Source organism: Luteimonas terrae, from assembly GCF_031457535.1.
GTDB lineage: Bacteria > Pseudomonadota > Gammaproteobacteria > Xanthomonadales > Xanthomonadaceae > Luteimonas > Luteimonas terrae_A.
The window spans coordinates 21,902-47,074 of sequence record NZ_JAVDWO010000010.1 but is presented as its reverse complement, the minus strand read 5'-3'; the positions used below and the strand labels follow the sequence as shown (position 1 = coordinate 47,074).

Sequence of the window (25,173 nt, the reverse complement as noted above, 5' to 3'; positions counted from 1 at the left end):
CAACGCGGTGGACGCATCGCGCGTTGCGGAGCGGGAGCCCGCGCCGCTACAGTCGCTGGATGAATCCGGCGCATTGGCAGCAGGGCCGCTCGGCCCAGTCCGGGCCCGGCAAGCAGAAACAGGGGATGTTCGTGTCGCGCACCTTCAAGCGTCTGTTGCTGGCCGGTGGCCTGCTGGCCCTGGCTGGGCCCGTGCTCGCGCTGGGACTGGGCCGCATCGAGGTCCGCTCGCATCAGGGGCAACCGCTGCTGGCCGAAATTCCGATCGTCTCCAGTGATCCGGCCGAGTTGCGCCAGCTGCAGGCGCGCCTGGCATCGCCCGAGACCTTCGCCCGCATCGGCCTCGAGCCGCCACGCGGTGTGGTCTCCGATCTGCAGTTCAACGTCGCGCTCGACCGGAGCGGTCGCCCGGTGATCCGCGTTACCAGTGCCGCGCCGGTGACGCAGGAAGCGCTGACTTTCCTGGTCGAAGTCGACTGGGGGCAGGGCCGTCTGGTCCGCGAATATTCCGCGCTGGTGGCTGTGCCCGATACCGTTGCCGCGCCCGCGCAGCCGACGATCCAGGCGCCGGTCGTGGCGCCGGCGCCGAGCATCGTGCGTCCACCGGCCGCGGCCGCGCCCGTGCAGGCACCGCCCCCGCCGCCGCAACAGGCCGCAGCGCCTACCGAGCCGCCGCCTGCCAGCGATGCGATTGCAACGGCACCGCCTCCTCCGCCGCCGCCGACGCCTGCACCTGCACCGACGCCCGCGCTCGCGGCGCCTGCCGCCGCCGCTGCAGTCACGCCAGGCGACGCGCTGCCTGCGGTGCGCGCAGGACAGACGCTGTCGGCGATCGCCGCGCCGCTCGCGGACGAGGCCGGCATCAGCGTCAACCAGGCGATGCTGCTGCTGCTACGCACGAATCCCGAAGCCTTCATCGGCGGCAACCTCAACCTGATCCGTCAGGGCGCGGTGCTGCGGGTGCCGGCGCGCGATGCCTGGACCCAGTTCAGCGCCGCCGAAGCCAATGCCGTGGTGCGCGAGCAGGTGGGCCAGTGGCGGGAGATGCGCCGCCCCGCGCCGCAGCCTGCAGATCCGGCTGCGGATGCGACGCCGCCGACCGCAGAGACCCCTCCGACCGCGGCCCCACGCACGGCCGATGCCCGACTCGAAATCACACCGCCCGCCAGCGACAGCCAGCCGACGGGCACCCAATCCGGCCTTGCTGCCGGCGCTGGAGGCGACATGCTGCGTCAGGAACTGCAACAGGCCAACGAGACCGTCGCGGCGCGCACCGCGGAGATCGATGAACTCAAGGCCCGCCTCGACGATCTCGAACAGCTGCAGCAGCAACAGCAGCAACTGATCCAGCTCAAGGACGCCGAACTCGCCGCCGCGCAGCAGCGGATGGAGGCGAGCAACCAGCAGCAGTCCAGCGTCGCCGCGCCGATGCCGTGGCTGTGGCTGGGCGTGGCGATCCTGATTGTCGCCGCGCTCGCGTTCCTGCTCGGCCGTCGCGGCCGCACGGCGACCACAAAGCGTCCGTTCGACAGCGCCGCGCTCGCGGCCGGCATGCCCACATCGACACTCGACGCCACGCCGACCGCGGCGACGGTGCCGGAACCGGCGACGCCGCCTGCATTCGTGCGTGAGACGCCTGCGCCGGAGCCTGTCGTCGAACCCGCACCGGTCGTCGTGCCGCCCGCGTCCGAAGGCCCCACCTGGCACGCGCCATCGGAATCACTGGTCGAACCGGTCGAGCCCGAAAACGTGGCGGTGATCGACGCGACGCCTGCGGATGACGCACCAGTCGAACTCGACAGCGGCGACGCCGTCGAGATACCGATTGGCGTGGAGCGCATCGAACTGGCGCGCGCCTATATCGACCTGGGCGACACCGAGACCGCGCGCAGCCTGTTGCTGGAAGTGGTGGAGGGTGACGATCTGTCCGCCGCCGCGCAGGCCGCGCAGCTGCTGCGCACGCTGGACTGAGTCACGCGATGCGGTACGCGATTGGCGTCGAGTACGACGGCCATGGTTTCCACGGTTGGCAGCGGCTGGGCAAGGCGGCCGAGACCGGTCCAGGTTCGGTGCAGGCTGCGCTTGAAAAAGCCTTGGCGCGTGTCGCTGCGCATCCGGTCGTGACGACGTGTGCAGGGCGGACCGATTCCGGCGTGCATGCGCGCTGCCAGGTGGTGCATTTCGATACCGACGCGGTGCGCACGCCGCGCGCGTGGATGCTCGGCACGACAGCGCATCTGCCGCAGGCGCTCTGCGTGCGCTGGGCCCAGCCGGTGCCCGACGACTTCAGCGCCCGCTTCTCCGCGCGCGCACGGCATTACCGCTACCGGCTCATCAACCGTCCCGTGCGCCCCGCGTTGCACCGGCAGTACCTCTCCTGGGAACTGCGCCCGCTCGATGCCGACGCCATGCACCGCGCTGCGCAGGCCTTGCTCGGCGAACAGGATTTTTCCGCGTTCCGCACCGTGCACTGCCAAGCGCCGCATGCACGCCGCGACCTGCAACGCATCTGCGTGAAACGCGACGGCGACGAAGTCATCGTCGAAGTGCAGGCCAATGCGTTCCTGCACCACATGGTGCGCAACATCGTCGGTTCGCTGCTCGACGTCGGCGCCGGCGAACAGCCCGAAACCTGGATTGCCGAATTGCTGGCCGGTCGCGACCGCAGTGTCGCCGGTCCCACCGCACCCGCTGCCGGCCTCGTATTCCTGGGGCCGCTGTATCCGCCTGAGTGGCAGCTGCCGGCAGAGGTGACGCTTCCGGCATGAACGCCCCCGCGAACACGCGTATCAAGTTCTGCGGCCTGACCCGCGCCGAAGACGTCGCCGAAGCGGTTGCGCTCGGTGTCGACTGCATCGGTCTGGTGTTCGCGTCGCGCAGTCCGCGCCGCCTGACGCCCGATGCGGCGCGCGTGCTGCGCGACGCGGTGCCGCCTTCGATCCACGTCGTCGCGTTGACGATGGACGATCCGGCCGACGAGGTCGCGGACATCGTCTCGACCGTGCGCCCGGACATTCTGCAGTTCCACGGCGCGGAGGACGACGCGTTCTGCATGCGCTTCGGCCTGCCGTACTGGAAGGCGATCGCGATGGGCGGCGATCCGGCCGCGGCGCTGCGCACGCTGGATGCCTGGCCGAACGCGTCGGCATTCCTTTTCGACGGTCACGCTGCGGGCGAGCCCGGCGGCAGTGGGGAGCGCTTCGACTGGGCCGCAATGCCGGCATCGCTCGACAAGCCGTTCTGGCTCGCCGGCGGGCTCGATGCGGGCAATGTCGCGCATGCGATCGATGTGGCGCACCCGGCGGGCGTCGACGTGTCCAGCGGCATCGAATCCGCGCCGGGCATCAAGGATGCCGCTCGCATGCGCGCGTTCGTCGAGGCGGTGCGCGCCGCGCGTTGCCGGCCACCTGCGGGATATGGACTTTAGGAGCGCGCTCGCGCGCGATGCCGGGTTCCCGGCACAGCCTCAATCGCGCGCAAGCGCGCTCCTACACGGTTTCACGCGAGTTCCTGCCGGAGCCACTCCGCCAGCGCATCGAGCCGCGCATCGTCGTCATCCCGGCGCGTCGCCAGAATCCACTGCGCATCGGTTTCGACGAAGCCCCAGGGCGCGAGCAGGCGACCGGCCGCGAGATCGTCGGCGACGAGTTCCTGCGGGGCGATTGCGACGCCGAGGCCGGCCGCCGCCGCTTCCAGCAGGAAGTACAGGTGTTCGAAGCCGGCGCCCAGATCGGCGGGCGCGGCTGCATCCTGGATCGACGCCCACGTGGGCCACGCCTGCGGGCGCGATGTGGTGTGCAGCAGCGGTTCTAGCAGCAACGCGTCGGGCGAGAGTGCGGCCAGTCGCGCAGCATCGACATGCCGCGCACTCAGCACCGGGCCGATCCGCTCCGGGGCCAGGCGTCGCACCGTCCACGCGGTCGGCCAGGGCGGGGTGCCGATCAGCAGCGCGGCATCGAACCCGTCAAGCGAGGGCGGGAAGGCGCCTTCGTGCGGTGACAGATGCAGTTTCAGATCGGGCAGGGCATCGCCCAGACGCGGCAGCCGCGGAATCATCCAGCGGGCGAGCAGGCTGCCCGGGCAGCCGAGCACGCGCGCCTGTCCGGCGCCCGAACGGCGGATCGCCGCGGCCGCACCTTGCAGGCGCGCGAACGCATCGCCGGCGGCGTCACGCATGCGCATGCCGGCGGGGGTGAGCCGCAGGCCGCGTCCCGCGCGCACGAACAGCGGCGTGCCGAGGGCGTCTTCCAGCAGGCGCACCTGACGGCTGATCGCGCCATGGGTTACATGCAGCGCCTCGGCCGCGCGGCTCAGGCTGCCCAGGCGCGCGGCGGCTTCAAACGCGCGAAGCGCGTTGAGCGGCGGCAGATCGGTGTCCGACATGTGAAATTTCCTGACGAATGCGTCAGATCTTATCGATTCTGATCACACGATGTGTGCGTTAGAGTGCAGGTCAGCCCGCACCGTGCCTGACCCGATGTCGCAGTCTCCGATCACCGATTTCCATGCCTATCCCGATGCCAACGGCCATTTCGGCCGCTACGGCGGGCGCTTCGTCGCCGAGACCCTGATGGGCCCGATCGCCGAACTGGCCGCGGCCTACGACACCGCGAAAGCCGATCCCGCGTTCCAGCGGGCGTTCGACAAGGACCTGGCGCACTACGTCGGCCGACCGAGCCCGATCTATCACGCCGAGCGGCTCAGCGACGCGGTCGGCGGCGCGCGCATCCTGCTCAAGCGCGAAGACCTGAACCACACCGGCGCGCACAAGATCAACAACACCGTCGGCCAGGCGCTGCTGGCCAGCCGCATGGGCAAGACCCGGATCATCGCCGAGACCGGCGCCGGCCAGCACGGCGTGGCATCGGCCACCGTCGCTGCGCGTCTGGGCCTGGAATGCGTGGTCTACATGGGCGCGACCGACATCGAGCGCCAGAAGATCAACGTCTACCGCATGCAGTTGCTCGGCGCGACCGTGGTGCCGGTGACCAGCGGCTCGGCGACGCTGAAGGACGCGCTCAACGAGGCGATGCGCGACTGGGTCTCGAACGTGCAGGACACCTTCTACATCATCGGCACCGTGGCCGGTCCCGATCCGTATCCGCGTATGGTCCGTGACTTCAACGCGATCGTCGGTCGTGAAGCGCGTGAGCAGATGCTGGCCGAATACGGCCGCCTGCCGGACGCGATCACCGCCTGCGTCGGCGGCGGGAGCAACGCGATCGGCCTGTTCCATGCGTTTCTCAACGACGCGGACGTGCGCATCGTCGGCGCCGAGGCGGCAGGTGATGGCATCGATACCGGGCGCCATGCGGCCTCGATCGCCGCCGGGCGCCCGGGCGTGCTGCACGGCAACCGCACCTACGTGATCTGTGACGACGACGGCCAGATCACCGAGACGCATTCGATTTCGGCCGGCCTCGACTACCCGGGCGTCGGACCGGAGCATTCCTTCCTCGCCGATGCCGGCCGGGCGCAGTACGTCGGCATCACCGACGACGAAGCGCTGGCTGCGTTCCACCAGCTGGCGAAGACCGAAGGCATCCTCGCCGCGCTCGAATCCAGCCACGCCATCGCGCAGGCGATCAAGCTCGCGCGCGAATTGCCGAAGGACGCGATCGTGCTGGCCAATCTGTCCGGCCGCGGCGACAAGGACGTGCACACGATCGCGCAGCGGGAAGGCATCGCGCTGTGAGCGCGCCCGCCGATATCGCACACGGGCTGACGAACGCGACAGCCGAGTGCACCGCACTGCCACGGACCTCCATGAACCGCATCGACACCCGTTTCGCCGCACTCGGCAAAGCCGGCCGCAAGGCCCTGATTCCGTTCTTCACCGCCGGTGATCCTTCGCTCGAGTCGACGGTGCCGGTGATGCATGCCCTGGTCGCGGTCGGGGCCGATGTCATCGAGCTCGGTGTGCCGTTCTCCGACCCGATGGCCGACGGCCCGACGATCCAGCGCAGCTCCGAACGCGCGCTGGGACGCGGCGCGGGCATGACCTATGTGCTCGATGCCGTGCGCGAATTCCGCACGCAGGACACCGCCACGCCGGTCGTGCTGATGGGCTATCTCAATCCGATCGATATCCGCGGCGCCGAAACCTTTGCGAAGCAGGCGGGGGACGCTGGTGTCGATGGCGTGCTGCTGGTCGATCTGCCGCCTGAAGAAGCCGGCGAGTTCCGCGCGGCGTTCGACGCCGCCGGCATCGCCCTGGTGCTGCTGGCATCGCCGACGACCACCGATGCACGGCTCGAGGCGCTGTGCGCGGGCGCGCAGGGCTATCTGTATTACGTCAGCTTCGCCGGCGTGACCGGTGCGGCCGAGCGGCTCGACACCGTGCAGGCCTCGACCCGCCTGCGGACGATCCGCGCGGCCAGTCGTGCGCCCGTGGTCGCCGGTTTCGGCATCCGCGACGCCGCAAGCGCTGCGGCGATGGCGGTCGATGCCGATGGCGTCGTCGTCGGCAGTGCGCTGGTCGCTGCGCTCGAAGGCGCGGCGGATGCGGACGCGGCAGCTGCACGCGCGAAGGCGTTCCTCGCGCCGTTGCGTACGGCGCTCGACGCAGGCTGAGCGAGCGGGAGATTCAAAGCTCTCCACCCGTCAAGGGCGCAATGCCCGTGACACGGGGGAGGGCTTCAAGACCTGCGCGGCCACCGGGACCGGTCCTGCGCCAGGTGAATAAACGCCGTACGGCCCCCGCCGGAGGCCCAACGGCCCGTCGGGTACACTTCCGCGCTTTGCGGCCCCGTTGCGGCCGTCGGGAGAAATAGGCCCATGTCCTGGTTGCAGAAAATCATGCCGCCGCGCATCCGTACCGATGCGCCCGCGGCCAAGAAGCGCAGCGTTCCCGAGGGGTTGTGGGAGAAGTGCGAGCGCTGCAGCAGCGTGCTGTATGGCCCTGAGCTGGAAGAGAATCTGGAGGTCTGCCCCAAGTGCAACTTCCACCGTGCGATCCGTGCCCGCGCGCGCCTGAAGGCGTTCCTGGATCCGGGCAGCCTGCAGGAGATCGCGGCCGATCTGGGCCCGACCGACATCCTGAAGTTCAAGGACCAGAAGAAGTATTCGGACCGCATCAAGGCCGCGCAGCGCGCGACCGGTGAGCGCGACACGCTGATCGCGATGCAGGGCACGCTGATGCAGCGCCCGATCGTCGCCTGCGCAATGGACTTTGCCTACATGGGTGGTTCGATGGGCTCGGTCGGCGGCGAGAAGTTCGCCCGCGCCGCCGAGCAGGCGCTCGCGCTGCGTACGCCCTTCGTCAGTTTCGCCGCGAGCGGTGGCATGCGCATGCAGGAAAGCATGTTCTCGCTGCTGCAGATGGCCAAGACCTCGGCCTCGCTGGCGCGCCTGCGCGAAGCCGGCCTGCCATACATCTCGGTGCTGACCAACCCGACCTACGGCGGGACCTCGGCGTCGTTCGCGATGCTCGGCGACATCAACATCGCAGAACCCGAAGCGCTGATCGGTTTCGCCGGTCCGCGCGTGATCGAACAGACCGTGCGCGAGACCTTGCCCGAAGGCTTCCAGCGTTCGGAATTCCTGCTCGAGCACGGCGCGATCGACCAGATCTGCGACCGCCGCGAAATGCGTGACCGCATCGCCCGCCTGGTCGCACTGCTCGGCAAACAGAGCATGCCGAGCGAGGCCGCTGCGTGAGTCGCAGATACTTCGGAACCGATGGCATCCGTGGGCGTGTTGGCGAAGGATCGATCTCCGCAGACTTCGTGCTGCGCCTGGGCAATGCCTATGGTCATTCCCTCCGCGGCCGCGGCGGTGACTGGCGCCGTCCGCAGGTGTTGATCGGCAAGGACACGCGCATCTCGAACTACATGTTTGAGGCCGCGCTGGAGGCCGGACTGGTCGCCGCCGGTGTCGACGTGCAGCTGATGGGCCCGATGCCCACGCCGGCCGTCGCCCATCTGACGCGTTCGCTCGGCGCCGATGGCGGCATCGTCATATCCGCCTCGCACAATCCGCATCACGACAACGGCATCAAGTTCTTCAGCGCGCAGGGCGAGAAGCTCGACGACGCGACCGAACTCGCGATTGAGGCCGCGCTCGACCAGCCGTTCCGCACCGTCGCCTCCGAGAAACTCGGCAAGGCCGTGCGCACGCGCGATGCGGTCGGTCGTTACGTGGAAGCCTGCAAGGCCTCGGTGCCGCGTGGCTTCGGTCTCGACGGCATGCGCATCGTCGTCGACTGCGCGAATGGTGCGACCTATCAGGTTGGCCCGATCGTGCTGCGCGAGCTCGGCGCGCAGGTCGAAGTGATCGGCGCCGAGCCCAACGGCGTCAACATCAACGATGGCGTCGGCTCCACGCATCCCGAGCACCTGAGCGAGCGGGTCAGCCGCAGCGGCGCGAACCTCGGCATCGCGTTCGACGGCGACGGCGACCGCGTGCTGTTCGTCGATGCCAATGGCACCGTGCGCGATGGCGACGACCTGCTGTACGTGCTCGCGCGCGACTGGCAGCAATCGGGTCGTCTGCAGGGTCCGGTGGTCGGCACGCTGATGAGCAACTTCGGGCTGGAGCGTGCATTCGGCGAGGCCGGCATCGGTTTCGCGCGCGCCAAGGTCGGTGATCGTTTCGTGCACCAGATGCTGCTCGAACACGATGGCGTACTCGGTGGCGAAACCTCCGGGCATCTGCTGTGCCTGGACCGCGCGACGACCGGCGACGGCATCATCAGCGCGCTGCAGGTGCTGGAAGTGCTGCGCCGCCGCGGCGAATCCTTGCAGGAGGCGCTGCATGGCCTCTCCAAGGTGCCGCAGAAAACCGTCAACGTGCGTTATGCAGGTGCAGCGAAGCCTGCCGAGGCGCCTGCGGTGCAGGCCGCACTCGTCGACGCGCAGGCTGCCGTGCAGGGGCGCGGTCGCGCGTTCCTGCGTCCGTCGGGCACCGAGCCGGTCGTGCGCGTGACCGTCGAAGCCGACGACGATGCGCTGATGCAATCGACACTCGACCAACTGGCCGACGCCGTGCGCGCGGCCGCCGCCTGATTCCAAGGATTCTGCGATGACCCCCCGTATTCCCACGCTCGACATCCGCCGGTTCGACACTGACCGCGAGGCCTTCGTCGCCGAACTCGGCGCCGCTTACCGCGAGTGGGGCTTTGCCGGCATCAATGGTCACGGCATTCCGCAGTCGCAGATCGACGGCGCCTACGACGTGTTCAAGGCGTTCTTCGCACTGCCTGACGCCACCAAGCAGCAGTACCACGTGCCCGGCGGTGGCGGTGCGCGCGGGTACACGGCGTTCGGCGTCGAAACGGCGAAGGGCGCCCAGCATTTCGACCTGAAGGAGTTCTGGCACATCGGTCGCGAGATTCCGGACGACTCGCAGTACCGCGAGGTGATGCCGCCGAACCTGTGGCCGACCGAGGTGCCGGGTTTCCGCGAGCACGGCTACGGCCTCTACCGGACGCTCGATGCGCTGGGCTCGAAGGTGCTGTCGGCGCTGGCGCTGCATATCGGCCTGCCGGAAGACTATTTCGTTGACAAGACCGATTACGGCAATTCGATCCTGCGCCCGATCCACTATCCGCCGATCACCGCCGACGATATTCCGAACGAGCGCGCCGGCGCGCACGAAGACATCAACCTGATCACGCTGCTGGTCGGTGCGAGCGCGGCGGGTCTGGAAGTCAAATCCAAGCAGGGGGAGTGGGTGCCATTCACTTCGGATGCCGACACCATCGTCGTCAACATCGGCGACATGCTGCAGCGCCTGACCAACCACGTGTATCCGTCGACGACCCACCGCGTGACCAATCCGCCGGGGGAACAGGCGCGCAAGCCGCGCTACTCGGTGCCGTTCTTCCTGCACCCGAATCCGGATTTCGTCATCGATGTGCTGCCATCGACGGTGAGCGTCGAAAATCCGAGCCGCTATCCCGAAGCGATCACTGCGCAGGGCTATCTCGAAGAGCGCTTGCGCGAGATCAAGCTGAAGTAAGCAGGAATCGAGCGCGGGATCGGAAAACGCAACGGCGCCTTGTCGGCGCCGCTGCATTTCCACCCTTGAAGGCCCGCTGTTGCCGATCCACAGGCATCGCGAACGCTTCCACGATGCATGTTTGCGCGAGGACGCCCTGCGGCGAACGCTTCCGCGAGCGCATTGCGCAATGTCCGTCAGCGTCTTCCGCACAGGCGTCCACGCCTGCACAGCCCGCGAATACCGCAGAATCGCGACAGGTCGCGCCATCTTCCTGTAGCGCGGAGACGCCGGTTCTGGTGCAATGCGCGTGCCGTCCGTGCGCGGCGGCACAGGGGGAATCCGTAAGAATGATCGCGACGAAGGGGCTGCGCCCGTGGATCGGGCGGTGGTGCCTGTGTGCGCTCGCGTTCTGCGCAATGGATGGTGCGGTGGCGGCGTCACTGACAGTGGCCGTGGATGGCGATGGTGTGCGCCTGGAAGGCGCAGTAGTGAGTCTGCATTCGCCGGCCGCACGCTCGGCCGTGCGCCCGATGTCGGCGGAGATGGACCAGCGGCAGGCGGAGTTCGTGCCGAACGTCCTGCCGGTCACGACCGGCAGCCGGGTCGTGTTTCCCAACGGCGACAACCTCCACCATCACATCTATTCGTTTTCGCCGGCGCAGCGCTTCGAACTGCCGCTGTTCGGCGACCGCCAGACGCCGCCGGTGCTGTTCGACACCCCGGGTGTGGTCGAGCTGGGCTGCAATATCCACGATGGGATGCTCGGCTACGTGGTCGTGCTCGACACGCCGTATTTCGCCACGACCGGTACGTCCGGTGATGCACGGCTCGAGGCGCCCGCAGGTGACTACACGCTGCAGGTCTGGCATGAGCGGCTCGACGACGGTCCCGGTGCGCGGGTGACGCGACACGTGCATGTCGAATCGCACCGGATGGAGCGCGTCACACTGGAGTTGGAGGCGGCTCGCACGCCGCCGCTGCCGGTCGAGGTACGCCTGCGCCATCTGCAGGAGCGGTTCCGGAGCCTCGAACGTGGCGACTGAGACGCTGCTGCCGCGGCGCGGACTCGGTTTTCGCGGACGCATCGTCCTCGGCTTTCTGTTGTTGCTGGTCGGGACCCAGGTCGCGACGTTGGCAGTCGTCGGTGTGGCCGCCGAACGCGCCGTGCGCGAGCAACTGGGCGACCAGCTCAAGGTCAGTGAACGTGTCTGGGCGCAACTGTCGGCGACCAGCGCCGAGCGGCTGCAGGAGTCGGTGACGGTCCTCGCCAACGATTTCGCGTTCCGTGCCGCCGCTGCTACCCAGGACCAGGCCACGGTCGAGATCGCCCTGCTCAACCACGGCGTGCGGATCGATGCCGATGTCGCGCTGCTGTTGGCGCCGGGCGGTGCAGTGCGCGTCTCGATCGGACCTGAAGACGATCCGGATACCGAGCGCGCGATGGCGCCGCTGCTTGTGGAGGCGGAGGCCCACGGCGCTGCGACCGGCGTCGCCCTGCTCGACGCGCGGCCATTCCTACTGGCGGTGGTGCCAGTCATGGCGCCCCGGCGCGTGGCCTGGGTGGCGATGGGCCTGCATTACGGCGAAGCGCTGGCGCGGCGCTATCGCGGCATCATCGGCATGGACGTGGCATTCGTCGAAGACGACGGCGACCATGTGCGCGTGCTGGCGTCGACCTTGCCCGAAGCACAGACCGCAGCCTTGCGCCTCAGCCGCGAGGCTGCCCACGCCATTGCGGGCGCCGACGTCGATCTCGCACTCGACGGGCGCCATTACGCCGCGCACGCCTTCGGCGCCGCATTGGTGTCCGGACGCCAGGTGCAGGTGATGCTGCTGGCCGATCTCGATGAAGCCCTGGCGCCGTATCACCGCTTGCGTGACCAGATCCTGTGGCTGGCCGGTCTTGCGGTGCTGATTGCGACCGTGCTCGCAGTGCTGGTGGGGCAGGGGTTTGCGAGGCCGGTGCAGCGTCTGGCCGATGCCGCGCGCCGGATCGGCGCCGGCGAATACGCCCGGCCGCTGCCCGTCCGCGGCCGCGACGAGCTGGCCGATCTGGCGCGCGCGTTCAACGCCATGCAGCGCGAAATCGGGGAGCGCGAAGCACGCATCCGCTTCCAGGCCACGCACGACGAACTCACCGGCCTGCCCAGTCGCGGCCATGCGCTCGGCGTGCTACAGCGCAAGATCGAGCGTGCCCGCCAGCACGGCCGTCACTGCGCGGTGTTGATCCTGGACCTAGACCGGTTCAAGGAGATCAACGATTCGCTCGGACACGCTTACGGGGACGCGGTGCTGGCCGTGGTCGCCGAGCGCCTCCGCGGAGCGGTGCGCGGCGACGATCTGCTCGCGCGGCTCGGCGGCGACGAGTTCCTCGTCCTGCTCGACGACGCCGATGCCGAGGCCGCGTGCGAGCGCGCGCGACAGCTGGCGCAGGTGCTGGAGACGCCGTTCCGGCTGCAGAACACCCAGGTCGGGCTGGATGCGAGCATCGGTGTGGCGGTCTATCCGGCGCATGCCGGCGATGCGGCGACGTTGCTGCGGCGCGCCGACATCGCGATGTACGAGGCCAAACAGCAGCACGTGCGTGTGCTGGTATACCGCGCTGGCGACGACGAGCACCACCTGCGCCAGGTCGGTCTGATGGGCGTGCTGCGCCATGCCTTGGAACTGCACCAGTTCCGGCTGCTGTTCCAGCCGAAGATCGATCTTCCAAGCCGCCGCGTCGTGCATGTCGAAGCGCTGTTGCGCTGGAATTCGCCCCAGTACGGCGACGTGTCGCCCGACGAATTCATTCCGCTGGCCGAACGCTCCGGGATGATCCGCGCGATCACCCGCCACGTGATCGACGAGGCCTTGCGGCAGGCCGCGCCGTGGATCGCCGACGGCCTGATCGAAGGCGTCGCGGTGAACCTGTCGCCGATGGATCTGGTCGACGGCGATCTGACGGACTACGTGGCCCAGCGCCTGCAGGCCCATGACGTGCCGCCGTGCAGCCTGGTGCTGGAAGTGACCGAGCACACCGTGATGCGCGATCTCGAAGTCGCGCGCGCCAACATGCACCAGCTGCGCGGGCAGGGCGTGCGGCTGTCGATCGACGATTTCGGCACCGGACATTCCTCGCTCGCACAGCTGCGCAGCCTGCCGGTGGACGAGATCAAGATCGACAAGAGCTTCGTCGCCGATCTGGGCAGCGGCAACGACGATGCGGTGATCGTCCGATCGGCGATCGAGATCGGCCACAACATGGGCCTGAAGGTCGTTGCCGAGGGCGTCGAAGGGCCGGTGAGCCTGGCGATCCTCGAATCGCTCGGATGCGACATGGTGCAGGGGTATCTGATCTCGCGGCCGCTGCCGGCGGATGCGTTCGTCGCGTGGTGCATGCGCTATCAGCGCGGGCCGGTCGAGGGATGAGATCGCGCTGACGTGCCCCCGGCGTCAGCCGTGAGCCAATGGAGGGGCGCGATGAAGCCCGGCGCCAAGGGCAGGCGTTGCGACGACGGTGATCCGGTCTGCGTCCAGTGTGACGCCCGCCCTTGGACTGATGCGGGCGGCTGAAGCGCAGCGCGCCACGCAGTCGGGCGGCGGATGCTTCGCGCTCTTGTAGAGGCGCCCTGAGCCGGCCTGCCGGGCGCATCGGCTATCCTCTTGCGCCTCTTGTCACCATGGAGTCGCCAATGCGCCGCAGGATCGTCGCCGGCAACTGGAAGCTGCAGGGCAGCCGCACATTCGCCACCGAACTCGTCGAAGCCATTGCCGCCGGCCTGTCGGGCGGGGTCGAGGCGATCGTGCTGCCGCCGTTTCCGTATCTCCCGCTGTTGACCCAATCGCATGGTGGACGCGGCGTTGCCTTCGGCGCGCAGGACGTCAGTGCGCACGCCAAGGGCGCCTACACCGGCGAAGTCGCCGCCTCGATGCTCGCCGACGTCGGCGCCGTCTATACGCTGGTCGGACATTCCGAGCGCCGCCAGTACCATGGCGAAGACGACGCGCTGGTCGTGCAGAAGTTCGTCGCCGCCCGCGCCGCCGGCCTGGTACCGATCCTGTGCGTCGGCGAGTCCCGCGAGCAGCGCGAGGGCGGGCGCACCGAAGCGGTGATCGCGGCTCAGGTCGAGGCGGTGCTGGCCGAGGCGGGCGTCGCCGCGTTCGATGGCGCGATCGTTGCCTACGAGCCGGTCTGGGCGATCGGTACCGGCCTGACCGCCAGCCCCGAGCAGGCGCAGGCCGTCCACGCCTTCCTGCGTGGCGTGGTCGCCAAGCAGGATGCTAGAATCGCCGATTCGTTGCCGCTGCTCTATGGCGGCAGCTGCAAGCCCGACAATGCCGCTGCGCTGTTCTCGCAGCCCGACGTCGACGGCGGATTGATCGGCGGTGCCTCGCTGGCGGCCGACGACTTCCTGGCCATCGTCGCCGCGGCCGCGCGCTGAGCGCGGCAGGCGCTTCCGACACAAGGCCCGTCCGCGGGCACCCCTGAGCACCCACGCAATGCTGCTGACCGTCTTCAACATCCTGTTCGTCATCATCGCCATCGCGATGATCGCGTTGATCCTCATGCAGCGCGGCGCAGGCGCCGCGGCCGGTTCCGGCTTCGGTGGCGGCGCGTCCGCGACCGTCTTCGGCGCGCGCGGCTCGTCCAACTTCCTGTCCAAGGCCACCAAGTGGCTGGCGATCAGCTTCTTTGCGGTCACGCTGTTCATGGCCTGGTACGCGATGCATCGCGCCAATCCGAATGCGCTGGACATGGATCTGGGCGTCATGGGCGGCCAGGTGCCGACCGCGCCGGTCGAAGGGGCGCCTGCCACGCCGGTCGCACCGCCCGCGCCCGCCGACGCCACCGTGCCGGCGGCCCCGGCCGCTGACGGTGCAGTGCCTGCCGCGCCGCCTGCGCCGGAAAATTCTTCGCAGGAATCGCCGCAGCCCACTCCCCAGAACGACTGATTGGGATTACAATGCGCGGCTCGCCGGGGCGGTAGGCCCGGATGAGGTTTCAGGTTGACCTGCCCAGGTGGCGGAATTGGTAGACGCACTACCTTGAGGTGGTAGCGGCTTAGGTCGTAGGGGTTCGAGTCCCCTCTTGGGCACCAACCGGAAAAAGCGATGCGCCCCGCGTGCATCGGACACGAAGAGCCTCGCGCAAGCGGGGCTTTTTCGTGTCCGGGTATGTGCATCGCCGCGCGGACAGGAATCATTCGCGCGCAAGTTTCACAGATTGCGCGCGGCCACTGCGGACTGCTGCGCCTGCAGCCTGTGCTCACGGCGGAAATCGTTTACTCACCAGTTCTGTAACCGGTACAATTGCCGTGATCGGGCGATCGCACATCAGTGCGTCGCCCGGCCTTCGTGAAGCGCTTCGACGCTTCGAGAATGCGGCGTCACAGCGCCGAGCCAAGGCCGCGAATTGCGGCCGTAGCCGAGAGAACATCCGAGTGCTGGCCGAATATCTGCCGACCCTGCTGTTCCTGATCGTTGCCACGGGGATCGGCATTGCATTGCTGATCATTGGCAACCTGCTCGGGCCCAAGCGCCCGACGCTGGAAAAGCTGTCGCCCTACGAATGCGGATTCGAAGCCTTCGAAGACGCGCGCATGCAGTTCGACGTGCGCTACTACCTCATCGCGATCCAGTTCATCGTCTTTGATCTGGAAATCATCTTCATCGTGCCCTGGGCCACCGTGTTCCGCGAACTCGGCGTGCTCGGCCTGATCGAGATGGGCATCTTCGCCGGCATGCTGTTGCTCGGCTTCGTCTACGTGTGGAAGAAGGGAGCGCTGGAATGGGAGTGAACCAGACCGTCGCGCGCCTGATGAACAACCCGCTGCCGGAAGGCCGGGTGGACGACATCCTGCGCCCGGAAGGCGAAAACCCGCTGCTCGAGCGTGGTTTCGTCACGACCAGTTCCGATGTGCTGCTCAACTGGGCGCGCACCGGCTCGATGTGGCCGATGACTTTCGGTCTCGCCTGCTGCGCGGTGGAGATGATGCACGCCGGTGCGGCGCGTCTCGATCTCGACCGCTATGGCGTGGTGTTCCGCCCGTCGCCGCGCCAGTCGGACGTGATGATCGTCGCCGGCACCCTGGTCAACAAGATGGCCCCGGCGCTGCGCAAGGTCTACGACCAGATGCCGGATCCGAAGTGGGTCATCTCGATGGGCAGCTGTGCCAACGGCGGCGGCTATTACCACTACTCGTACTCGGTGGTGCGCGGCTGCGATCGCATCGTGCCGGTCGACGTCTACGTGCCGGGTTGCCCGCCGACGGCCGAAGCGCTGATCTACGGCATCCTGCAGCTGCAGAAGAAGATCCGCCGCGCCACCAACTTCGGCGACACCAAGACGGGGCAGCGCGATGCGTGAGTCCTCCACCGCGTTCGCGGCGCGCCTGCGCGCACGCTTTTCCGATGCCGACGTGGCGATCGCACTGCCACGCGGCGAGGTGACGATCACCACCGCCGGCGACTGGATCGATGCCGCGCGCGCGCTGCGCGACGAGTTCGGCTTCGAAATGCTGATCGACGTCTGTGGTGTCGACTACCTCAGTCACGGCAGCGACGAGTGGGACACCGATGTCTCCTCGGAAGGCTTCAGCCGTGGCGTCGAAGGTCGCGGCCCTGGCCGCTTCAAGTTCGGCGAAACCGGCAGCCGCCAGGTCGCGCAGCCGCAGGGCGATGCCGCGATCCCGGTGCCGCAGCGCCGCTTCGCCGCGGTCGCGCAGCTGCTGTCGATCCAACACAACCAGCGCGTGATGCTGAAGTGCTTCGCGCCGAGTGACGACCTGCCGGTGGTGTCCTCGCTGACCGGTCTGTGGCCGGTCGCGAACTGGTTCGAGCGCGAAGCCTTCGACCTGTTCGGCGTGATCTTCGAAGGTCATCCGGACCTGCGCCGCATCCTGACCGACTACGGTTTCGTTGGTCATCCGTTCCGCAAGGATTTCCCGTTGATCGGCAATGTCGAAGTGCGTTACGACGCCGAGCGCAAGCGCGTGGTGTACGAACCGGTGACCTCGGTCGAACCGCGCGTCGGCGTGCCGCGCGTGATCCGTGACGACGCCCGTTTCGCAACTGCGCATGACGAACAGGCCGCGCGCCGCGTGGAGGCTGCCAAGTGAGCGCCGTGCCGACCACCTCGCTGCACACCAACGCGACGCCGAGTGCGGAAGCGCTGAAGCAGGAAATCCGCAACTACACGTTCAATTTCGGCCCCCAGCATCCGTCCGCGCACGGCGTGCTGCGCCTGATCCTGGAAATGGACGGCGAAACCGTGATGCGCGCCGATCCGCATATCGGCCTGCTGCACCGTGGCACCGAGAAGCTGGCCGAGTCGAAGCCGTTCAACCAGTCGATCGGTTACATGGACCGCCTCGACTATGTGTCGATGATGTGCAACGAGCACGCCTACGTGCGCGCCATCGAGACCCTGATGGGAATCGAGGCGCCCGAGCGTGCGCAGTGGATCCGCACGCTGTTCGACGAGATCACCCGCATCCTCAACCACCTGATGTGGGTGGGTTCGAACGCGCTCGATCTCGGCGCGATGGCAGTGATGCTGTACGCGTTCCGTGAGCGCGAAGAACTGATGGACGTCTACGAGGCGGTGTCGGGCGCGCGCATGCATGCGACCTATTACCGTCCCGGCGGTGTCTACCGCGATCTGCCCGATCGCATGCCGCAGTACGCCGAGTCGCGCTGGCGCAAGGGCGAGAAGCTCAAGCGCTTCAACAAGTGGCGCGGCGGTTCGATGCTCGATTACCTCGAAGCGTTCGCCAAGGATTTCCCGGGCCGCGTCGACGAATACGAGACCCTGCTCACCGACAACCGCATCTGGAAGCAGCGCACCGTCGGCATCGGCGTGATTCCGCCGGATCTGGCGAAAGCCTGGGGCATGACCGGCCCGATGCTGCGTGGTTCGGGCGTCGAGTGGGATCTGCGCAAGACCCAGCCCTACGCCAAGTACGCCGAGGTCGATTTCGATATCGCGGTGGGCGTCAACGGTGACTGCTACGACCGCTATCTCGTGCGCGTATTCGAGATGCGCGAGTCGGCGAAGATCATCCAGCAGTGCGTGAATTGGCTGCGGGCGAATCCCGGCCCGGTCATGCTGGACAATTACAAGGTGTCGCCGCCGTCGCGTGAGTCGATGAAGGACGACATGGAAGCGTTGATCCATCACTTCAAGCTGTTCACCGAGGGCTACAGCGTGCCCGCCGGCGAAACCTACAGCGCCGTGGAAGCCCCGAAGGGCGAGTTCGGCTGCTATCTGGTTTCCGACGGCGCGAACAAGCCGTTCCGCGTGCATCTGCGCGCGCCCGGCTTCGCGCACCTCTCGTCGATGGACGCCATCACCAGCGGACACATGCTGTCCGACGTGGTGGCGATGATCGGTACCTATGACATCGTGTTCGGAGAAGTCGACCGATGAAGGCGACTGGCAATTTCGAGAACGCCCGCAGCGTCGATCCGATGGTCGTGCTCAGCGGTGACACGCGCGCGCATATCGACCACTGGCTGACCAAGTTCCCCGAGGACCGCAAGCGGTCCGCGGTGCTGCAGGGTCTGTTCGCGGCGCAGGAACAGAACAATGGCTGGCTGACCGACGAGCTGATCGCGGGCGTGGCCAAGTATCTGGACCTGCCGCCGGTGTGGGCCTACGAGGTCGCGACGTTCTATTCGATGTTCGAAACCGAGAAAGTCGGCCGCAACAACGTGGCGTTCTGCACCAACATCAGCTGCTGGCTCAACGGCGCCGAGGATCTGGTCGCGCACGCCGAGAAGAAGCTGGGCTGCAAGCTGGGTGAATCCACTGCCGACGGTCGCGTCTTCCTCAAGCGTGAGGAAGAGTGCGTCGCTGCGTGCTGCGGCGCGCCGGTCGTGGTCATCAACGGTCATTACCACGAGAAGCTCACACCCGAGACGGTGGACGAGCTGATCGACGGTCTGAAGTAGGGCATCGCGCGGACATGGCACATCACCATCCCAAGTCTTCCGAAGGTTACGGGCCCGTCGGGCCTGCGCCGAAGGAACACCAGGCGGTCTACACCACGCTGCATTTCGATAAGCCGTGGTCGTACGAGAACTACCTCAAGACGGGTGGTTACAGCGCACTGCGCAAGATTCTCGAAGAGAAGATTCCGCCGACCGACGTGATCGAGATGGTCAAGCAGTCGGGCCTGCGCGGCCGCGGCGGCGCGGGCTTCCCGACCGGCCTGAAGTGGAGCTTCATGCCCAAGGGCGAGATGCAGAAGTACATCCTCTGCAATTCGGACGAATCCGAGCCGGGCACTGCGAAAGACCGCGACATCCTGCGTTACAACCCGCATTCGGTCATCGAAGGCATGGCGATCGCGTGCTACGCGACCGGCTCGACGGTGGCCTACAACTATCTGCGCGGCGAGTTCCACCACGAGCCCTTCGAGCATCTGGAAGAAGCCACTGCCGAGGCCTACGCCAACGGTTGGCTGGGCAAGAACCTGCTCGGTTCGGGCATCGACGTCGACATCTACAACGCGCTTGGCGCGGGCGCCTACATCTGCGGCGAAGAAACCGCATTGATGGAGTCGCTGGAAGGCAAGAAGGGACAGCCGCGCTTCAAGCCACCGTTCCCGGCGAACTTCGGCCTCTACGGCAAGCCGACCACGATCAACAACACCGAGACCTACGCTTCGGTGCCGGCGATCGTGCGCAACGGCGCGCAGTGGTTCATGGATCTGGGCAAGCCCAACAACGGCGGCTGCAAGATCTTCTCGGTCTCCGGCCATGTGGCCAAGCCGGGCAATCACGAGATCCGCCTCGGCACGCCGTTCTCCGAGCTGCTCGAGATGTGCGGTGGTATGCGCGAAGGCCGCACGATCAAGGGCGTGATTCCGGGTGGTTCGTCGATGCCGGTGCTGCCGGGCGAGACGATGATGGGCCTGACGATGGATTACGACGCGCTGCAGAAGGCCGGTTCCGGCCTCGGCTCGGGCGCGGTGATCGTCATGGACGACACGACCTGCATGGTGCGCGCATGCCGACGCATCGCGCGCTTCTACTACAAGGAGAGCTGCGGCCAGTGCACGCCGTGCCGCGAAGGCACCGGCTGGATGTACCGCATGCTGTGCCGCATTGCCGACCACACGGCGACGGTCGAAGACCTGCAGATGCTGCGGGCCGCGGCCGGCCAGATCGAGGGACACACCATCTGCGCGTTCGGTGAAGCGGCCGCTTGGCCGGTGCAGGGTTTCCTGCGCCATTTCTGGGACGAATTCGAGTACGCGATTCTGAACAAGCGCTTCCTCGTCGACGACCAGCGCAATGGCACCGTGGTGCCCAAGGCGGTCGCCGCATGAGCGCTACACGTCTCCAGCTCCCCGGTCGCATTCGCGCGTCGCGCGAACGCGTCCAGCCCCTCGACTCGAGGGGCGTTGTCGCCATGACGAAGAGTGTCGCCGCATGAGCGCGCAGCCTGTAAACCCGAACCTGCCGCCCGACCACGTCACCGTCTTCATCGACGGCGTCGAACTGGCCGCGCCCAAGGGCTCGATGATCATCCATGCCGCCGACAAGGCCGGCATTCCGATCCCGCGTTTCTGCTATCACGACAAGCTCGAGATCGCCGCGAACTGCCGCATGTGCCTGGTCGACACCGAAGTCGGCGGCCGCGGTGCGCCCAAGCCGTCGCCGGCCTGCGCCACGCCTGTGATGGACGGCCTGAAGGTCTTCACGCGCAACGAGAAAGCGCTCAAGGCCCAGCGCAACGTGATGGAGTTCCTGCTGATCAACCATCCGCTCGACTGCCCGATCTGCGATCAGGGCGGCGAGTGCGAACTGCAGGATCTCTCGCTCGGTTACGGCCGGTCGGTCAGCCGCTTCGCCGAGCGCAAGCGCGTCGTCGCCGACGAGGACCTCGGTCCGCTGGTCGCCACCGAGATGACCCGCTGCATCCAGTGCACGCGCTGCGTGCGCTTCACCGCGGAAATCGCCGGTACCTACGAGCTGGGCGGCATGCAGCGCGGCGAGAACCTGCAGATCGGCACCTACGACGGCAAGCCGCTGACGACCGAACTCTCCGGCAACGTCATCGACGTGTGCCCGGTCGGCGCGCTCACCAACAAGGTGTTCCGCTTCCGTGCACGTCCGTGGGAGCTGATCGCGCGCGAATCGCTCGGTGGTCATGACGCGCTGGGCAGCAACCTGTTCCATCACCTGCGCCGCGGCGACGTGATGCGCACCGTGCCGCGCGACAACGAAGCGGTCAACGAGTGCTGGATCTCCGACCGCGACCGTTACTCGCACCAGGGCCTGACGGCCGATGACCGCGCGGTGCATCCGCTGGTCAAGGATGGTGGGCAGTGGCGCGAGGCCTCGTGGGACGAGGCGCTCGAGCGCGCGATGACGATCCTGCGCGACAACGCGGCCGACGAACTCGGCGTGCTGGTGCATCCGTCGACGTCGAACGAGGAGGGCGCGCTGCTGGCGCGTCTGGCCGAAGCCCTGGGCACCGGCAACCTCGATCACCGCATCGCCCAGCGTGATCTGTCCGATGGCGCCATCGCGGAAGTTTTCTCGATGCCGGTCGCCGAACTCGAGCAGGCCGATGTCGTGCTGCTGGTCGGCAGCCACCTGCGTCACGAAGTGCCGCTGCTGCATCACCGCGTGCGTCAGGCATGGAAGCGCGGCGCCAAGGTGTACGTGGTCAATCCGGTCGATTTCGAATTCACCTTCGACATCGAAGACAAGGCCATCGTGGCGCCGTCGAAAATCGCCGAGACGCTGCAGGTCGCCGAGCTTGGCGACGCGCTGCGCGGCGCGAAGCACGCGGCGATCATCGTCGGCGCGCAGGCGGAAGCCAGCGCGCACGCGGCCGACATCCGCAAGGCTGCGGCTGCGCTTGCTGTCGAGACCGGCGCCTCGCTATGCCGCATTCCGCACGGCGCAAACGCACTCGGTCTGTCGCGCCTCGGCGTGCTGCCGACCACGCGCGATGCCAATGCGATGCTGGCCGAGCGCCGCGGCGCGTACGTGATCTACGGCATCGAGCCGGGTCTGGACTTCGCCGACCAGGCGAAGGCGCTGCAGGCGCTGGGCGCGGCGCAGGTCGTGGCCTTCAGCCACTTTGCCTGCCAGTCCACGCGTGCGGTCGCCGACGTGATCCTGCCGATCGGCGCACTCGCCGAAATCGACGCGACGCTGACCAATCTCGAAGGTCGCGACCAGCAGGCCACCGCTGCCGGCAAGCTGCCGGGCGATGCGCGTGCCGGTTGGCGCGTGCTGCGTGCCCTCGGTGGTGCGCTCGAAGCCCCGGGCTTCGAGTTCACCGATCTGGCCGGCCTGCGTGCGGGTCTGCAGGGCAAGACCGTCTCGGTCGCGGCATCCGCGGCGCCGGTCGTCGACGGTGACGGCTTCGAGCTGGCCGTCAGCCAGGCGATCTATCGCGTTGACGGCCTGACCCGTCGCGCCGCCGCGCTGCAGTCGCATCCGCTGACCATTGGACCGCGCATCGTGTTGCACCCCGACGATGCTGCAGCCAGCAACGTCGCCGACGGCGGCATGGCCAAGGTGTCGAATGCGGTTGGCACCGCGACGCTGCAGGTGGCGATCTACGATCGCGTCGCACCGGGCGCGGCGTGGGTGGAATCGGGCTACGGCGCCACGGCGGCGCTGTCGGCCGGCAAGGTCAAGGTGGTGGCGGCATGAGCGCGATCCAAACCGGTGCCGTCCAAACCGGCGTGACCAATACCGCATCGCTGCTGGGCGATCTGTCGGCGCCGCTGCACGACTGGCTGATGTCGCTGGGCGTGATCGGCCTGATCCTGTGGATCGTGCTCAAGATCCTGTTGATCGCGATGCCGGTGATCATCTGCGTCGCGTTCTACGTGGTCTGGGAGCGCAAGCTGCTGGGCTGGATGCATCAGCGCCACGGTCCGATGTATGTGGGCATGGGCATCTTCCAGGCCTTCGCCGACGTCTTCAAACTGCTGTTCAAGGAAGTCATCCAGCCGACCAACGCGCAGCGCGTGCTGTTCGTGCTGGCGCCGCTGATCACACTGGCGCCCGCATTCGCGGCTTGGGCGGTGGTGCCGTTCGATGCACAGCTGGTGCTGTCGAATGCCAACGCCGGTCTGCTGTACCTGCTGGCAATGACCTCGCTGGGCATCTACGGCATCATCCTCGCCGGCTGGGCGTCGAACTCGAAGTACGCCTTCCTCGGCGCGATGCGCGCCTCGGCGCAGATGATCAGCTACGAAATCGCGATGGGATTCGCGCTGGTCGGCGTGATGGTCGGCGCCGGCAGTTTGAACCTGTCGGAGATCGTCATGGCGCAGGCGGGTGGCAAGGGCCTGTTCGACTGGTTCTGGCTGCCGATGCTGCCGCTGTTCGTCATCTACTTCATCTCCGGCGTGGCCGAGACCAACCGCGCGCCGTTCGACGTCGTCGAAGGCGAGTCGGAAATCGTCGCCGGTCACATGGTCGAGTATTCGGGTTCGGCGTTCGCGCTGTTCTTCCTCGCCGAATACGCGAACATGATCCTGATCAGCTTCCTGGTCGCGGTGTTCTTCCTCGGCGGCTGGCTGTCGCCGTTCCAGGGCTGGGGCATTCCGCTGCTGTCGGTCGACGGCTGGTGGTGGCTGTTCGCGAAGGTGTTCTTCTTCGCCAGCTGCTTCATCTGGTTCCGCGCCTCGTTCCCGCGCTACCGCTATGACCAGATCATGCGGCTGGGCTGGAAGGTCTTCATTCCGATCAGCATCGGCTGGATCGTGGTCACCGCGCTGATGGCGTACTTCGGAATCTTCGAGGCAGGGCAGTAATGGCCAAGTTCGTTTCATGGTTCAGGGGCCTGTTGCTGCTCGAGTTGCTCGGCGGCATGGCGCTGACCTTCCGGTATCTGTTCCGGGACAAATACACGCTGATGTACCCGATGGAGAAGACGCCGCAGTCGCCGCGTTTCCGCGGTCTGCATGCGCTGCGCCGGTATCCCAACGGTGAGGAGCGCTGCATCGCGTGCAAGCTGTGCGAGGCCGTGTGCCCTGCGCTGGCGATCACCATCGACTCCGAACAGCGCGAGGACGGCACCCGCCGCACCACGCGCTACGACATCGATCTGTTCAAGTGCATCTACTGCGGCTTCTGCGAGGAGTCGTGCCCGGTGGACTCGATCGTCGAGACCCACCTGCACGAGTACCACTTCGAGAACCGTGGCGAGAACATCGTGACCAAGCCGCAGTTGCTGGCAATCGGCGATCGTCTCGAGAGCGAGATCGCAGAACGCCGCGCCGCAGACTCCGCGTACAGGTAAGTCATGAATTTCGACCTGATTGCATTCCTCATCTTCGCCGCGATCACTGTGATGTCCGCGGTGGCGGTGATCAGTGCCCGCAACCCGGTGCACGCGGCGCTGTTCCTGGTGCTGACGTTCTTCTCCACCGCCTGCACCTGGCTGCTGGTCGGCGCCGAGTTCCTCGGCCTCGCCCTGGTGCTGGTCTACGTCGGCGCGGTGATGGTGCTGTTCCTGTTCGTAGTGATGATGCTCGACGTCGATGTCGCGCCGATGCGCGAGGGCTACGTGCGCTATCTGCCGGTCGGGCTGATCGTCGCAGTGGTGATGCTGGTCGAGATCGTCACCCTGATCGGCGTACGCGCCAAGATGACCCCGTTCGCCGCCGACGCGGTCGACGAGGCGGGCGTGTCGAACACCGTGTGGATCGCACGCCGCCTGTTCACCGACTTCCTGCTGCCGTTCGAAGTGGCGGCGGTCATCCTGACCGTTGCGGTCATCGCCGCGGTGATGCTGACCCTGCGCCGCCGTCCGGGCACCAAGCACCAGAACCCGAGCGAGCAGGCCCGCGTGCAGGCGAAAGACCGCATGCGCGTGGTCAAGATGGATGCGGTGCGTCCGGTCGTCGAGCCGACGCCGGGCGACGGCGAGGGAGAAGCGAAATGACCGAGCTGTTTGGAACCGGCCTCGCGCTGGGCCACTACCTCTCGCTGGGCGCGGTGCTGTTCTGCATCAGCGTCGCCGGCATCTTCCTCAACCGGAAGAACGTGATCATCCTGCTGATGTCGATCGAGCTGATGCTGCTCGCCGTCAACATCAACTTCATCGCGTTCTCGCGCGAGTTCGGCGACGCCGCCGGGCAGATCTTCGTGTTCTTCATCCTCACCGTGGCCGCGGCCGAGGCCGCGATCGGTCTCGCGATCCTGGTCACGCTGTTCCGCAACCGGCGCACGATCAATGTCGCCGAACTCGACACGCTGAAGGGCTGAT

24 protein-coding genes and 1 tRNA gene are annotated in these 25,173 nt (G+C 67.3%); 24 read left to right on the top strand and 1 reads right to left on the bottom strand.

The annotated features are described in order from the left end of the window. The first annotated feature begins 59 nt into the window (after positions 1–59). From J2W68_RS12510 to J2W68_RS12500, 3 genes are read left to right on the top strand one after another with little or no spacing between them, the layout of a single operon-like run. Entirely contained in the window at positions 60–1,970 is a 1,911-nt protein-coding gene (locus J2W68_RS12510) for a type IV pilus assembly protein FimV (protein WP_310236375.1), read from the top strand. Between the two features lie 8 nt (positions 1,971–1,978). Further along, a complete protein-coding gene (gene truA / locus J2W68_RS12505) occupies positions 1,979–2,767 on the top strand; it encodes a tRNA pseudouridine(38-40) synthase TruA (protein ID WP_310236373.1) in 789 nt (262 codons plus the stop codon). Next, positions 2,764–3,426, top strand: a complete 663-nt coding sequence (locus tag J2W68_RS12500; RefSeq protein ID WP_310236371.1) for a phosphoribosylanthranilate isomerase — start codon at positions 2,764–2,766, stop codon at positions 3,424–3,426. The genes truA and J2W68_RS12500 overlap by 4 nt, the downstream gene beginning before the upstream one ends. A 71-nt stretch (positions 3,427–3,497) precedes the next feature. Here the strand turns inward: J2W68_RS12500 and J2W68_RS12495 are convergent, their stop codons facing one another. Continuing rightward, positions 3,498–4,382: a LysR family transcriptional regulator gene (locus J2W68_RS12495; protein WP_310236369.1), complete on the bottom strand. Its 885-nt coding sequence runs from the start codon at positions 4,380–4,382 to the stop codon at positions 3,498–3,500. A 94-nt stretch (positions 4,383–4,476) separates the two neighbouring features. Here J2W68_RS12495 and trpB point away from each other — a divergent pair, with 94 nt between their 5' ends. From trpB to nuoK, 21 genes are all read left to right on the top strand, one after another. Further along, positions 4,477–5,694: a tryptophan synthase subunit beta gene (gene trpB, locus J2W68_RS12490; RefSeq protein ID WP_310236368.1), complete on the top strand. Its 1,218-nt coding sequence runs from the start codon at positions 4,477–4,479 to the stop codon at positions 5,692–5,694. A gap of 71 nt (positions 5,695–5,765) precedes the next feature. Continuing rightward, positions 5,766–6,572 (top strand): tryptophan synthase subunit alpha, encoded by an 807-nt coding sequence (gene trpA / locus J2W68_RS12485; protein WP_310236366.1) that lies wholly within the window; start codon positions 5,766–5,768, stop codon positions 6,570–6,572. A gap of 204 nt (positions 6,573–6,776) precedes the next feature. Further along, on the top strand, positions 6,777–7,658 hold the full coding sequence (gene accD / locus J2W68_RS12480; RefSeq protein WP_310236364.1) for an acetyl-CoA carboxylase, carboxyltransferase subunit beta: 882 nt from the start codon (positions 6,777–6,779) through the stop codon (positions 7,656–7,658). After that, complete coding sequence (gene glmM / locus J2W68_RS12475; RefSeq protein ID WP_310236362.1) at positions 7,655–9,004, top strand: phosphoglucosamine mutase; 1,350 nt, start codon at positions 7,655–7,657, stop codon at positions 9,002–9,004. Before accD ends, glmM begins: the two co-directional genes overlap by 4 nt. Positions 9,005–9,020: 16 nt before the next feature. After that, a complete protein-coding gene (locus J2W68_RS12470; protein WP_310236360.1) occupies positions 9,021–9,959 on the top strand; it encodes an isopenicillin N synthase family dioxygenase in 939 nt (312 codons plus the stop codon). Positions 9,960–10,288: 329 nt separating this feature from the next. Continuing rightward, the gene (locus J2W68_RS12465; protein ID WP_310236358.1) at positions 10,289–10,984 is read left to right on the top strand and encodes a methylamine utilization protein; all 696 of its coding nucleotides are present in this window, start codon (positions 10,289–10,291) and stop codon (positions 10,982–10,984) included. Then, positions 10,974–13,352, top strand: a complete 2,379-nt coding sequence (locus tag J2W68_RS12460; RefSeq protein ID WP_310236356.1) for a putative bifunctional diguanylate cyclase/phosphodiesterase — start codon at positions 10,974–10,976, stop codon at positions 13,350–13,352. The genes J2W68_RS12465 and J2W68_RS12460 overlap by 11 nt, the downstream gene beginning before the upstream one ends. A gap of 263 nt (positions 13,353–13,615) precedes the next feature. Then, entirely contained in the window at positions 13,616–14,365 is a 750-nt protein-coding gene (gene tpiA, locus J2W68_RS12455) for a triose-phosphate isomerase (RefSeq protein ID WP_310236355.1), read from the top strand. A 58-nt stretch (positions 14,366–14,423) separates the two neighbouring features. Next, positions 14,424–14,876 (top strand): preprotein translocase subunit SecG, encoded by a 453-nt coding sequence (gene secG / locus J2W68_RS12450; RefSeq protein WP_310236353.1) that lies wholly within the window; start codon positions 14,424–14,426, stop codon positions 14,874–14,876. Positions 14,877–14,937: 61 nt separating this feature from the next. Beyond that, positions 14,938–15,022, top strand: a tRNA-Leu gene (locus J2W68_RS12445). 342 nt (positions 15,023–15,364) lie between these two features. After that, entirely contained in the window at positions 15,365–15,721 is a 357-nt protein-coding gene (locus J2W68_RS12440) for an NADH-quinone oxidoreductase subunit A (RefSeq protein WP_159679484.1), read from the top strand. Beyond that, the gene (locus J2W68_RS12435; RefSeq protein ID WP_159679482.1) at positions 15,712–16,290 is read left to right on the top strand and encodes a NuoB/complex I 20 kDa subunit family protein; all 579 of its coding nucleotides are present in this window, start codon (positions 15,712–15,714) and stop codon (positions 16,288–16,290) included. Before J2W68_RS12440 ends, J2W68_RS12435 begins: the two co-directional genes overlap by 10 nt. Then, positions 16,283–17,041 (top strand): NADH-quinone oxidoreductase subunit C, encoded by a 759-nt coding sequence (locus J2W68_RS12430; RefSeq protein ID WP_310236351.1) that lies wholly within the window; start codon positions 16,283–16,285, stop codon positions 17,039–17,041. The genes J2W68_RS12435 and J2W68_RS12430 overlap by 8 nt, the downstream gene beginning before the upstream one ends. 5 nt (positions 17,042–17,046) lie before the next feature. Beyond that, positions 17,047–18,351: an NADH-quinone oxidoreductase subunit D gene (locus tag J2W68_RS12425; RefSeq protein ID WP_310236522.1), complete on the top strand. Its 1,305-nt coding sequence runs from the start codon at positions 17,047–17,049 to the stop codon at positions 18,349–18,351. Next, positions 18,348–18,875 carry an NADH-quinone oxidoreductase subunit NuoE gene (gene nuoE, locus J2W68_RS12420; RefSeq protein WP_310153412.1) on the top strand — a complete coding sequence of 176 codons (528 nt, stop codon included), beginning with the start codon at positions 18,348–18,350 and terminating at the stop codon, positions 18,873–18,875. The genes J2W68_RS12425 and nuoE overlap by 4 nt, the downstream gene beginning before the upstream one ends. Positions 18,876–18,889: 14 nt before the next feature. Beyond that, positions 18,890–20,257: an NADH-quinone oxidoreductase subunit NuoF gene (gene nuoF, locus J2W68_RS12415; RefSeq protein ID WP_310236349.1), complete on the top strand. Its 1,368-nt coding sequence runs from the start codon at positions 18,890–18,892 to the stop codon at positions 20,255–20,257. 103 nt (positions 20,258–20,360) lie between these two features. Then, the gene (gene nuoG / locus J2W68_RS12410) at positions 20,361–22,604 is read left to right on the top strand and encodes an NADH-quinone oxidoreductase subunit NuoG (protein WP_310236347.1); all 2,244 of its coding nucleotides are present in this window, start codon (positions 20,361–20,363) and stop codon (positions 22,602–22,604) included. Further along, on the top strand, positions 22,601–23,716 hold the full coding sequence (gene nuoH / locus J2W68_RS12405; RefSeq protein ID WP_310236346.1) for an NADH-quinone oxidoreductase subunit NuoH: 1,116 nt from the start codon (positions 22,601–22,603) through the stop codon (positions 23,714–23,716). The genes nuoG and nuoH overlap by 4 nt, the downstream gene beginning before the upstream one ends. Then, complete coding sequence (gene nuoI, locus J2W68_RS12400) at positions 23,716–24,204, top strand: NADH-quinone oxidoreductase subunit NuoI (protein ID WP_310236344.1); 489 nt, start codon at positions 23,716–23,718, stop codon at positions 24,202–24,204. The genes nuoH and nuoI overlap by 1 nt, the downstream gene beginning before the upstream one ends. A gap of 3 nt (positions 24,205–24,207) precedes the next feature. Then, positions 24,208–24,849, top strand: coding sequence for an NADH-quinone oxidoreductase subunit J (locus J2W68_RS12395; RefSeq protein WP_310236342.1), 642 nt, complete (start codon positions 24,208–24,210; stop codon positions 24,847–24,849). Next, positions 24,846–25,172: an NADH-quinone oxidoreductase subunit NuoK gene (nuoK, locus tag J2W68_RS12390; RefSeq protein WP_055247260.1), complete on the top strand. Its 327-nt coding sequence runs from the start codon at positions 24,846–24,848 to the stop codon at positions 25,170–25,172. Before J2W68_RS12395 ends, nuoK begins: the two co-directional genes overlap by 4 nt. Position 25,173 lies beyond the last annotated feature (1 nt).